Below are 12,430 nucleotides of genomic sequence, written 5' to 3'. Positions count from 1 at the left end.
CATCACCTCGTCTCGTCTTGACGCTCCTTCGCGCGAAGCTGACCGCAGGCTGCGTCAATGTCATGTCCTTGCTCTCTTCGGATTGTGACATTTACTCCGCGGGATTTCAGCGTTTTTTCAAAAGCAAAAATCTGATCACGCGGTGTGCGCACATAGTCCCGTTCAGGCACGTAGTTTACCGGAATCAAGTTCACGTGGCATTTGACTCCTTCCAGCAAGTCGGCAAGCTCTTCGGCGTGTTCCACCTGGTCGTTTACGCCTCCGAACAGCCCGTATTCAAAGCTGATGCGGCGTCCCGTTTTATTAATATAATATTTAACGGCTTCCATTAGATCAGGCAGTTTATATGCTCTGTTAATCGGCATCAAACGGCTTCTGATTTCTGTGTTCGGCGCGTGCAGAGAAATTGCAAAGTTAATCTGCATTTGCTGATCAGCAAATTCGTAAATTTTCGGGATGATCCCACTCGTAGAGACCGTAATATGGCGAGCACCGATATTCAGGCCCTTGTCATGGTTAATGATTTTCAAGAAAGCGAGCATTTCGTTAAAGTTATCAAAAGGTTCGCCGATTCCCATGATCACGACAGAGCTGACGCGTTCATCCGTTTCATCAAGAGCTTTTTGCACTTTGACTACTTGAGCGACAATTTCCCCTGCTTCAAGGTTTCGTTTTAAGCCTCCAAGCGTTGACGCGCAGAATGTGCAGCCAATACGGCAGCCGACTTGTGTCGTTACACATACAGAATTGCCATACTCGTGTCTCATTAAAACGGTTTCGATGGTATAACCGTCATGAAGCTCAAACAAAAACTTCATCGTACCGTCTTGAGAAGTTTGTTTAACAGCCGTTTTCAGCGTTGTTAACACAAAGTGAGTGTTTAATTTCTCACGCAGATCCTTTGAGAGGTTTGTCATTTCTTCAAAAGAAGATACGCGTTTTTCATATAGCCATTCAAAGATCTGAGCCGCACGGAACGGTTTCTCTCCGTTGTCTGTCAGCCATTGTTTAATTTCATCTAATTCAAAAGAATAAATAGACGGACGCTCTGTCCGCAATTCTTTTCTTACTTTTGTTTTATTAAGTTCTGCCATTGCTTATCCCTTCTTTCTCATGCTGCAAATAAAGAAACCATCTGTTCCGAAATAATGAGGAAGGATTTGAAGCCTTCCATCCCGAACAAAGGGTCTCACCTTTTCAGGCAGCCGCTTTTCAAGAGACAAATCGGGTTCAAAATCAGGATGTTCTTGTATAAACGCATGTATTACTTCATCATTTTCTGTCCGGTCCATTGTACACGTACTGTAGACAAGAGTGCCACCTTTTTTTACTAATGGTGCGATTTCCCTCAAGATCGACAGCTGGATTTCAGCTAGACGGGCGCTGTCGTCAGGCTTTTTCGTGTATTTCATGTCCGGCTTTCTTCTGATAACACCGAAACCTGAGCACGGGGCATCGACCAATATTCGGTCAAACTGTTCGTTTTCAAACGTTTCCCCCGCTTTTCTAGCATCCATTGTTTCCGCATGAATGATTGTCAGGCCAAGCCGGTCTGCCGCTTCTTTGATCAGCTTCACTTTATGTTTGTGAAGATCAAGCGACGTAACGCTCCCCTTGTTCTTCATTAATTCTGCGATATGAGCCGACTTTCCGCCAGGCGCCGCACACGCGTCAAGCACTGTTTCATCTGACTTAGGATCAAGGGCGCGGGCGACGAGCATGGAGCTCTCATCCTGGATGGATACTTCGCCGTTTTGGAAGAAATGAGTTCCGGCAATTGTTCCCTTTAAGAGCTTCACTGCATCTTCAGCGAGGTCGCCTTTTTCAACTTCGATTCCCTCAGCAGCCATTTGGTCAAGCAGCTCAGCTCTGTCTGCTTTCATTTCATTGACACGCAGCGTCTGCTTCGGCGGAATGAGATGGATGCGGCAAATCTTTTCCGCAGCTTCAAATCCATACGCATCCGCCCACTCTTTCACAAGCCATTCCGGATGGCTTGTTTCTGTCGCCAGCCGGCGTACAGGATCTTCGATCGAGTCAAAGGATGGAACACCTTCGCGCTGAATAGAACGGAGCACGCCGTTGACAAATGAAGCAATGCCTTTGTGACCGCGGATTTTAGCAATCTCAACCGCTTCATGGATGGCTGCCCTGTCTGGAATCTTCTCTAAATACTCCATTTGATATAAGGATAGGCGAAGAAGCTGAATCACCCACGGCTTTACCTTTTGAGGCTTATTGATAAACGGTTTAAGCATATAATCAAGCGCGATCTTATTTTGTAATGTACCATAGACAAGTTCAGTCAAAAGCCCTCTGTCCTGATCACTCAGTTCATTTGATTTAATGACCGATTTCAGCAGCAGGTTGCTGTATGCCTGGTTTTGTTCTAATTTGATCAGCGCCTCAAGGGCGATGTCACGAACACTAGTTTTTTTCATTGTTTACTCCTAACACATCACCGGCTTCAACATGAGCGCCTCGCACAAAGTCTTCGCCTTTCATTCGTTTTTTGCCTGCCGGCTGGAGTTCGGTTAATAACAGAGCCGTCTCGTTACCTGTGGCAACGATAATCCCTTCCTTTTCAACCGCAACGACTGTGCCTGGCTCAGCTTTGGTTGGTGCGGGTGTTTTTTTCGATTCCCACACTTTCAAGTTTTGTCCGTTTAGAGTCGTATAAGCAACAGGCCATGGATTTAAGCCGCGGATCTGGTTGTAAAGCTCTTCGCCCGTTCTGGACCAGTCGAGCAGCTCTTGCTCTCTTTTGATATTAGGCGCGTACGTCGCTTTCTCTTCATCCTGCTTTTCAGGTGATATGCTTCCGGCAATGACGTTTGGAACCGTTTCAGACAATAGCTTCGCGCCAGCAACGCTTAATTTATCGTGCAGTGTTCCGACATTGTCGGTTTCTTCAATGTCCACTTCCACTTTTGAGATCATATCGCCCGCATCCAATTTTTCCACCATATACATAATGGTAACCCCAGTTTTCTTCTTTCCCTGCAGAATGGAATAATGGATCGGAGCACCGCCGCGCAGTTCCGGCAAAAGGGATGCGTGAACGTTAATGCAGCCGTATTTTGGACTGTCGAGAAGCTCTTTAGGCAAAATTTGTCCGAATGCCGCCGTTACAATCAGGTCAGGCTTTAATGCCAGCACTTTCTCAATTTCTTCTGTCAATCTGACTTTTTCCGGCTGAAGAACCGGGATGCCGTGACGCAATGCCTCTTCCTTGACCGGAGGAGGTGTCATGACTTTTTTTCTGCCCTTCGGACGGTCCGGCTGTGTGACGACCCCCACTACTTCATATCCGTCCTCAATCAGGGTTCTTAAAACAGGAACTGAAAAATCCGGCGTTCCCATAAATACGATTCTCGTCATCAAATCATCCTTCCATATCCGCTAGTTCATCTTCTGTATAGTATTTACTTATTTTAGATGTAAACAACACACCGTCTAAGTGGTCCATTTCATGCTGCACGGCTCTTGCTAAAAAGCCTCGCGCTTCCAGAATGAACGGTTTTCCCTGACGGTTAAACGCACGCACTTTGACATAATCGGCACGTGTGACATCACCATAGACGTTAGGAAAGCTCAAGCATCCTTCAATTCCGGTTTGCTCGCCGCTTTTTTCTAAAATTTCAGGATTAACGAGATCAATTCTCCCTCTGTCATCCCCGATATCTACGACGGCCGCTCTTTTTAAAATGCCGATTTGCGGCGCTGCCAGTCCGACACCATCCATTTCAAGCATGGTGTCGTACATATCATCAAGCAGTTTTTTTAGCTTTTTATCAAAAACAGTCACGGTTTCCGCAGGTGTTTCCAAAACCTCCGCAGGATGTGTGACGACCTTTTTTACTGCCAATTTGTTACCCTCCAAGACGTGAGATCTTACATCATCATATAAGGATTCATATCAATTGAAATCATTACATGTTTTTGTTCAATTTCGCGTTTATAATGTTCCAGTATCTTCTTCAATAAAGCGGATAACTGGGTTTCCTGTTTGTATTTTATCACGCATTGATAGCGATATCTATCTTTGATCCTGGCTATCGGCGACGCGCTTGGTCCGAGAATTTTCGTGTCAGCTCCGCAGTTTGCTTTCAAAAAATGAGCGATTTTTTCAGCTGTAACCGCTGCTTTCGCCACTTCCTCATGAGAAACAGTCACAAGAGCCAAATAGTAGTATGGCGGATAGGATTGCTCTCTCCTGTGCGCCATTTCATGCTGATAGAACGTTTCATAATCGTGTGTTTTCGTCAGCTGGATACTGTAATGAGACGGTGTATACGTTTGAATGATGACATGGCCGGGCTTTTCATGCCTGCCTGCCCGGCCGCTGACTTGCGTTAACAGCTGAAATGTTTTTTCAGCCGATCTGAAATCAGGAATATGAAGTGTTGTATCAGCACTTAACACTCCGACAAGCGTGACATTCGGAAAATCAAGCCCTTTCGCGATCATTTGCGTTCCGAGAAGAATATCCGCTTTTCCTTCTCCGAAAGCTGACAGTAATTTTTCATGGGCGCCTTTCCGTGATGTCGTGTCAACATCCATCCGAATCACTCTCGCACTTGGCAGCACTTTTGTCAGCTCTTCCTCCACTCGCTGTGTTCCCGTTCCGAAAAAGCGGATATGCTCGCTTGCGCATTCAGGACAAGTGTGCGGAACAGGCTCTTCATGTCCGCAATAATGGCATTTCAGCCTTTGGCCGTAACGATGATACGTCATGGAAATGTCGCAGTGCGGGCATTGCGGGACATAGCCGCAATCCCTGCACATCACAAAGGAAGAGTAGCCCCTCTTATTTAAAAACAGCACCGCCTGCTCACCCTTGGCAATCGTTTCTTCAAGCTTTTCCATCAATTCAACTGAAAACATCGAGCGATTGCCGTTTCTAAGCTCCTCTCTCATATCGACAAGCGAAACCTCGGGCATCACCCGATGGTTAACACGGTGCTTCAGTGAAAGAAGCTCGTATACGCCCTTTTGCGCTCTTGCATATGATTCTAATGTCGGCGTAGCACTCCCTAATACAACCGGGCAGCTGTGATGCTCAGCCCGCTTGATTGCCACCTCTTTCGCATGATAGCGCGGCATTTCTTCCTGTTTATAGGAAGACTCGTGCTCTTCATCGATGATTATCATTCCGAGATTTTCAAACGGAGCAAAAATGGCGGATCTGGCACCGACGACAAGCCGTACTTCCTTCCGGTGGATTTTACGCCACTCGTCATATTTTTCTCCTGTGGATAAACCGCTGTGCATGACTGCCACCTGGGAGCCGAAGCGGCCCTTGAAGCGGTTGACCATTTGCGGCGTCAGCGATATTTCCGGTACGAGGACGATGGCTTCTTTTCCTTTCGCCAGTACTTTTTCAATTGATTGCAGATAAATTTCGGTTTTTCCGCTTCCTGTCACGCCGTGAAGGAGGAACACTTTATGCTCATCGCTGTCCAATGTCTCGCGTATGGGCTCGAAGGCAGCCCTCTGTTCGTCTGTCAGCGGCAGGGGCTCTGTTTTTTTGAACATTTTGTCCTGATAGGGATCTCTGTAAACCTCTTCATAGCTTTCCTTCAAAAGCCCTTTTTGGATAAGGGTTTTGATGGTTGCAGAGCTCGTGTCCGTTTTTTTGCACAATTCCGCCGCAGGAATTTTCACACCTTCCGGCTCAGAGATGAGAAAGTGAAGAATCGCCTGCTGTTTTGCTGCTTGGCGGGACAATCCCTCAGCCTGCTTAACAAGCTCTTCTTTACTCGCATTTGCCTGAATATGCCTGACCATTTTTTTATTGGTTTTTTGCGCGACTTTATACGTCACGTCAATGGCCCCTTTTTGAACATGCCTTTGAATCAGTTTCAGCGTATCATGATCGGGTATATCTGAATACAATAGCGTCTTTGTTTCAGAAAACAGCCGTTCCACTTGCGGCGGAAGATCGGCGCCGTGTGCAATTTTTAATTCTTTTTCATATTTCGCCTTTAAGGCGGCAGGCAGCATTGCTTGAAGCGCCGTTATTTTAAAAGACAGCGTTTTGTCTGACAGCCATGATGACAGATCCATAAGCTCCTCTGTCAGAACAGGTGTAAGATCTAATAAATCCTCTACTTCCTTGACAGATTTTCCCGATAGGTCAGATGCTTCTTTGACTGCTGTCACAAACCCTTGAATCTTACGGGGGCCAAACGGAACAATGACCCGCATCCCCGTTTTGATCATGCCCTTCAGATGGTCTGGGATTTTATAATCAAAAGGCCTGTCTATATTTTTAGTGCTGACATCAACGATGACTTCTGCAAAATTCATGAGCGCTCTCCGGTTTGTTTTGAGAGGGCTGCGATCTCCTGAAGAATTTCAAAAGAAACATCGAGCTTAGACATAATCGGGAGTTCGCGTTTATGCCCGTCTTTGAAAAAGATTGTCACGATATTCGTATCAGCACCAAAACCGGCCCCATTTGCTTTCACATCATTTGCCACAATCAAATCAAGGTTTTTAGCGGCGAGCTTTTTACGTGCATAGTGTTCAATGTCTTGTGTTTCGGCGGCAAATCCGACCAAAATCTGCTCTTTCTTTTTCTCGCCCAATTCTTTCAAAATATCGACTGTTCTTTTCAGTTCTAAGGTCATGCTGCCGTCTTGTTTTTTCATTTTATGGTCAAATACTGTTTTCGGCGTAAAATCGGCTACCGCAGCTGTTTTAATGACTATATCGCTTGCGTCATAAACAGAGAGCACAGCTTCGCGCATATCCGCAGCCGATTGAACAGGGATAAACTCAGCAAGGCCTTTAGGCTGATCAAGTGAAACAGGCCCAGAAATTAAGGTTACCCGTGCGCCGAGCTGAACAGCAGCCTCCGCTAGTGCGTAGCCCATTTTGCCCGTCGATTTATTGGTAAAAAACCGGACAGGATCAATCGCTTCCCGCGTTGGGCCGGCTGTAATGACCACATGCTTGCCTTCTAAAGGAGCGGATGTTTCTTCAGCAAAATGTTTTTCGGCCAGCTTTACGATGTTTTCCGGCTCTTCCAATCTGCCTTTTCCTACGTAACCGCATGCTAAATAGCCCTCACTTGGCTCAATAAAACGATAACCGTCCTGATAAAGAACAGAAATGTTTCGTTTGACTGCCGGGTGGTCATACATATGAACGTTCATCGCCGGCGCGATCCAAACGGGAGCCGTTGCTGCCAACAATGTTGTCGTCAGCATATCATCAGCGATGCCGTTTGCCAGTTTTCCAATCACATTTGCAGTAGCCGGCGCTACGATAATCAAGTCGGCCCAGTCTGCAGCATCAATATGAGAAATAACGCTTGGATTTTGTTCTTTAAATGTATCTGTATAGACTTCGTGGCGGCTCAATGCCTGAAATGTCAGCGGTGAAACGAATCGGCAAGCGGATTCAGTCATAATCACTTTGACATTTGCTCCTGCCTGAACCAGCTTGCTCGTTAACGCACAGGCTTTATAAACAGCGATGCCTCCGCTCACGCAAAGTAACACATTTCGATTGTTTAGCAATGAATTCTCCCCCTCTGCACTTTACAAAACCGCACGGAAAAAAATAACAACCTACATGTTATATAGGTTGCTACTTGTGCTACTATTCGCGGTCTTCCTTTTCAAACGAAAGCAGGCCTGCATCAATTTCTTCTAAAGCTTTGCCTACATATTTGTGTGAAATCGTATGTTCAATCATTTGGTCTTTTTTGATTTGCATTTCACGTGCGCGTCTCGCAGAAACAGTCACCAGCGTATATTTTGAATCTAATTTATTCATTAAAGAATCAATTGACGGATCTAACATTGATTATTCAACCTCCAGCATTTTCTTATATCTTGGTGCAACGCGTTCACGCTTCAAATGTTCAGCAAGAACGATTGCTTTGATTTTATCGCAAGCCGTTTCGACATTATCGTTTTCAACGACATAGTCATAAGCATCCATCATTTCTATCTCAGCTTTTGCGGCTTTCATTCGATTTTCAATCAGAGCGTCTGTTTCTGTGCCTCGTGTCACGATTCTGTTTTTCAGTTCAGAAAGGCTTGGAGGCGCAAGGAAAATAAACAGGCCTTCCGGGAAAGCATTTCTCACTTGAAGAGCCCCTTGAACTTCAATTTCTAAAAAGACGTCTTTTCCATCTTGAAGCGTCTGTTCAACATAATCGACTGGCGTGCCGTAATAATTGCCGACATACTCTGCCCATTCAAGCAGCTTGTTGTCCGCAATCATTTGCTCGAATTCGTCTCTTGTTTTGAAAAAATAATCGACTCCGTTCACTTCGCCCTCTCTTGGACTTCTTGTAGTTACTGAAATCGAATATTCAAATTTTGTGTCTTCCTGCGAAAAGATCGCTTGTCGAACCGTTCCTTTACCAACTCCTGAGGGACCTGAGAGAACGATTAATAACCCTCTTTCTTTCATGCGGCAATTACCCCTGCCCTTCATCCATAATTTCTTCTTTAACAGAAAGTCTGTGTGCAACTGTCTCAGGCTGGACGGCAGATAAGATAATGTGATCACTATCCATGACGACAACTGCACGGGTTCTTCGTCCGTATGTAGCGTCAATTAGCATTCCGCGGTCTCTTGCATCCTGAATCATCCGTTTGATTGGCGCAGACTCCGGGCTGACAATCGAAATCATCCGATTGGCGGAGATGATATTGCCAAATCCGATATTAATCAGTTTAATCGTCATCTTCTACGTTCCCCCTGTAAAATAGACGTCTCTAGTTTAGCCTAGTAAGACCGTCTGTAAACAATACGCACAGTCACTATTCTATATTTTGCACTTGTTCTTTTATTTTTTCAATAGAACTTTTCATTTCAACGACAAGCTTTGTGATCTGATGATCATTTGCTTTTGAGCCAATCGTATTTGCTTCCCGATTGAGCTCCTGAACAAGAAAGTCGAGTTTGCGCCCGACAGCTCCGCCACTAGCTAATATATCACGAAACTGGGCGAAGTGGCTCTTCAGCCTTGTAATCTCTTCAGTGATATCAGAGCGGTCTGCAAAAATAGCGCATTCTGTTACAAGCCGGCTCTCGTCTAATACGTCTTCAGTCCATTCTTTGATTCTGGCGTACAGCCGTTCCCGGTAACGAGATACGACATCTGCAGCCAGCAATTCAGTTTCTCTCACCAGCTCTTCAAGCTGATCAATATGCATCAGGCAGTCTTTCGCTAAGAGCAGCCCCTCTTTTTCACGCATTTCACAGAGACCTTTTACCGCTTCTTCTGCAGCATCGATGATCAACGCCTCCAGCTTGTCATTTTGCGTCTGTTCTTCATGAACCTGGACGACATGATCAAGCTTAAAGAAATCCATTACATCGGGCTCTGCAGACAATTGATACCGCTTCTTCATATCTCTCGCGGCTGCGACAAACTCATCGAGCAGCGGCCAATCAATTTCAAGCCTTTTCTCAACAAGCATATCGCTGTCAACGGATACGAAAAGCTCAATTCTTCCGCGCTGAATATGCTGCAGAATGGTCTGTTTCAGCTTATCTTCAAAATATAGCAAAGGCCTTGGCAAACGAGCGTTCACTTCTTTAAATCTGTAGTTCACAGATTTAAGTTCAACGCTTACAGAGAGATCGTCTTGTGTTTTGCTTGCACTGCCGAAGCCTGTCATACTTCGTATCATTTTAAAACACCCAATTCTTCCCTGTTCTCATAATAAAAGGGCAATAGACACGCTATTACCCCTAAGATTATATCATATGAATTTATTTTTTTCTTGTTAAAAGTGACCCCGCCAGCAAAAAAGTAGGGATGGCGGACATACCGATGACGAGCATCCAGTCCCCCGGCGTGATGGCTACAGTATGGAAAATCGGCTGAAGCGGCGGATAGTAGATTACTACAAGCATCAGCAAAATGGATGACAATACCGCGCCGATTAAATACAGGTTTTGAAACGGATTTCTAGAGAAAACAGAAGTTTCGCTGCGGCAGTCAAACACGTGAATAAGCTGAGCGAGCACCAATGTGGCAAACGCGATCGTCTGGGCATAAGCCAAGTTTTCCGGATTGCGGTGGTACACAATGATAAACGCTAAAATAGTGGCAACTCCGATTAAAAATCCTCTGGAAACGACCTTCCATCCTAGCTTGCGGGCAAATACCCCTTCTTTCGGATGACGGGGCTTGCGCTTCATGACGTCTCCTTCCGGCTGATCCATGCCGAGCGCCATCGCCGGCAATCCGTCCGTCACCAAGTTGACCCACAAAATCTGAATCGGAACGAGCGGTAAAGGAAGTGCGAGCAGCATCGCAAACAGCATGACAAGGATTTCTCCGACGTTAGACGCCAGCAGGTATCTGATAAACTTCCTGATATTTTCGTAGATGTTCCTGCCTTCTTTTATCGCCGATTTAATCGTCGCAAAATTATCATCCACGAGAACAAGAGATGATGCTTCTTTGGCCACATCTGTCCCGGTAATGCCCATAGAGACGCCGATATCAGCTTGTTTAATGGCAGGAGCATCATTGACGCCGTCTCCCGTCATCGCCACAATATGCCCGTTCTCCTGATAGGCTTTTACGATTTTTAGTTTATGTTCAGGGGAAACGCGGGCAAATACATACACATCCTCCACCACATGAGAAAGCTCTTCTTCAGAAAGTTCATTCAGCATCTTGCCGTCCATGATTTTGCCGCTTTTCGGAAGGAGGCGCAAGTCTTTCGCTATCGCTTTAGCGGTTTCTACATGATCACCTGTAATCATAACGGTCTTAATTCCTGCTTCACGGCATTCTTTTATCGCCTGCCTGACTTCCGGCCGCGGGGGATCAATGATACCTGAAAGGCCAAGCATGGTCAGATCTTTTTCCGCCTGCTCCATTGACGGTGTTTCGCCTGCTTTTATCGGCCTGTAGGCGACCGCTATCGTTCTGAGCGCCTGTGATGCCAAATGTCTTAATACCGCCTCTGTTTCTGCTTTTCTTTCATTTGAAAAAAGAGCCGCTGAGCCGTCATAATAAATACGGGAAGATCGCTGCATCAGTACATCCGGTGCACCTTTTGTAATGATATAGCGCTTTCTGTCTTGATCCTCTACGATGACAGTCATCATTTTCCGTGCAGAATCAAACGGAAATTCTTCGACCACCCGGTAGTTTGATTCAACAAACTCCTTTGAAAAACCGCCTTTTCTTGCCGCGGTGAGCAGCGCTCCCTCTGTCGGATCTCCGTCAAGCACATATTCGCCGTCTCTTTTCTCGATATTGGAGTTGTTACAAAGCGCTCCGAACAGAAGCATCTGCTGAAGCGGCTTATGTTCATTGACACTGATCTCTTTTTCGTTTAGTGTGAAGCTTCCTTTCGGTTCATAGCCGGCCCCTGCCACTCTCCATGTTTTCCCTCCGGACCAGACATGTGTCACCGTCATTTTGTTTTGTGTCATTGTCCCTGTTTTATCTGAACAAATGATAGATGCACACCCAAGCGTTTCAACAGCAGGAAGCTTTCTAACAATGGATTTTTGTTTAATCATCCGCTGTACACCAAGCGAAAGCGCCACTGTCACAATCGCCGGCAGCCCCTCCGGAATAGCGGCTACCGCTAACGAGACACCTGCTAAAAACATACTGTACAGATCATGCCCCTGAATAACACCGACAGCAACGACAAGTACGGTCAGAAGCAATGCAACAACAATCAAAATCTTCCCGAGCTGCTCCAGTCTTCTTTGCAGCGGGGTTGACAATGTCCCTGCCGATTCAAGCATGTCGGCAATTTTCCCCATAGCCGTATTCATTCCTGTCCCGACGACAACCCCCACACCGCTGCCGCGGGTCACAATCGTTCCCATAAATGCCATATTGGTAATATCGCCAAGTGAAACATCCGGTTTTTTCAATTTATCAGCATGCTTCACAACCGGGATTGATTCCCCGGTCAGCGCTGATTCTTCTATTTCAAGGCTTCTCGCTTCAACAATTCGAACGTCTGCGCCAATTCTGTCCCCGCTCGTAAATTTCACAATATCACCCGGCACCAGTTCCTTAGAAGGAATCTTTTTCCAGCTTCCTTCCCTGAGTGCCATGACATGCGGTGTTGAAAGCTCTTTTAGAGCCTGAAGAGATTGCTCAGCACGCCTTTCTTGAAAGAAACCGAGTATGCCATTCACAAACACAATCGCAATAATCGCAACCGCATCTACATATTCACCAAGAAATCCTGAGATTAACGTTGCCGCCAGAAGCACAAGCACCATAAAATCTTTGAACTGCGCGAAAAACAAGAGAAGCGCTGAAGTTTTTTTCCCTTCTTGCAGCTCGTTTGGTCCATGCTTGTCAAGGCGTTTTTTTACCTCTTTTTCTGTTAATCCTTGTTTCATGGACGTATTGGTTGCCTCTAGTAAATCTGTTTGTCCCATTTCATGAAACTTCATTCCGCTCGTCCAC

Annotated in this window: 11 protein-coding genes; all 11 read right to left on the bottom strand. The window is 45.8% G+C overall.

Features of this window, described 5'->3' with window-relative positions; genetic code table 11:
- Positions 1–2: 2 nt before the first annotated feature.
- Positions 3–1,094 (bottom strand): 23S rRNA (adenine(2503)-C(2))-methyltransferase RlmN, encoded by a 1,092-nt coding sequence (rlmN, locus tag MHI44_RS20040; RefSeq protein WP_014476780.1) that lies wholly within the window; start codon positions 1,092–1,094, stop codon positions 3–5.
- A gap of 3 nt (positions 1,095–1,097) precedes the next feature.
- Positions 1,098–2,441 (bottom strand): 16S rRNA (cytosine(967)-C(5))-methyltransferase RsmB, encoded by a 1,344-nt coding sequence (gene rsmB / locus MHI44_RS20035; protein ID WP_038427651.1) that lies wholly within the window; start codon positions 2,439–2,441, stop codon positions 1,098–1,100.
- Complete coding sequence (fmt, locus tag MHI44_RS20030; RefSeq protein WP_029317789.1) at positions 2,428–3,381, bottom strand: methionyl-tRNA formyltransferase; 954 nt, start codon at positions 3,379–3,381, stop codon at positions 2,428–2,430. The genes rsmB and fmt overlap by 14 nt, the downstream gene beginning before the upstream one ends.
- 4 nt (positions 3,382–3,385) lie before the next feature.
- Positions 3,386–3,868, bottom strand: a complete 483-nt coding sequence (gene def, locus MHI44_RS20025; RefSeq protein WP_029726494.1) for a peptide deformylase — start codon at positions 3,866–3,868, stop codon at positions 3,386–3,388.
- Between the two features lie 26 nt (positions 3,869–3,894).
- The gene (gene priA, locus MHI44_RS20020; RefSeq protein WP_339202564.1) at positions 3,895–6,312 is read right to left on the bottom strand and encodes a primosomal protein N'; all 2,418 of its coding nucleotides are present in this window, start codon (positions 6,310–6,312) and stop codon (positions 3,895–3,897) included.
- Positions 6,309–7,529: a bifunctional phosphopantothenoylcysteine decarboxylase/phosphopantothenate--cysteine ligase CoaBC gene (gene coaBC / locus MHI44_RS20015; protein ID WP_339202563.1), complete on the bottom strand. Its 1,221-nt coding sequence runs from the start codon at positions 7,527–7,529 to the stop codon at positions 6,309–6,311. The genes priA and coaBC overlap by 4 nt, the downstream gene beginning before the upstream one ends.
- 82 nt (positions 7,530–7,611) lie before the next feature.
- Positions 7,612–7,815: a DNA-directed RNA polymerase subunit omega gene (rpoZ, locus tag MHI44_RS20010; protein WP_003221520.1), complete on the bottom strand. Its 204-nt coding sequence runs from the start codon at positions 7,813–7,815 to the stop codon at positions 7,612–7,614.
- Positions 7,816–7,818: 3 nt separating this feature from the next.
- Entirely contained in the window at positions 7,819–8,433 is a 615-nt protein-coding gene (gmk, locus tag MHI44_RS20005) for a guanylate kinase (protein WP_003232083.1), read from the bottom strand.
- A 7-nt stretch (positions 8,434–8,440) separates the two neighbouring features.
- Positions 8,441–8,710 carry an extracellular matrix/biofilm regulator RemA gene (gene remA, locus MHI44_RS20000; RefSeq protein WP_003154355.1) on the bottom strand — a complete coding sequence of 90 codons (270 nt, stop codon included), beginning with the start codon at positions 8,708–8,710 and terminating at the stop codon, positions 8,441–8,443.
- A gap of 76 nt (positions 8,711–8,786) precedes the next feature.
- Entirely contained in the window at positions 8,787–9,662 is an 876-nt protein-coding gene (locus tag MHI44_RS19995; RefSeq protein ID WP_009967215.1) for a YicC/YloC family endoribonuclease, read from the bottom strand.
- Positions 9,663–9,744: 82 nt separating this feature from the next.
- Entirely contained in the window at positions 9,745–12,417 is a 2,673-nt protein-coding gene (locus MHI44_RS19990; protein WP_339202562.1) for a calcium-translocating P-type ATPase, SERCA-type, read from the bottom strand.
- Positions 12,418–12,430 lie beyond the last annotated feature (13 nt).

The organism is Bacillus sp. FSL K6-1366 (assembly GCF_037976695.1).
Taxonomy (GTDB): domain Bacteria; phylum Bacillota; class Bacilli; order Bacillales; family Bacillaceae; genus Bacillus; species Bacillus subtilis.
The sequence above is the reverse complement of the archived record's forward strand: the minus strand, read 5'-3'. Positions and strand labels throughout refer to the sequence as shown.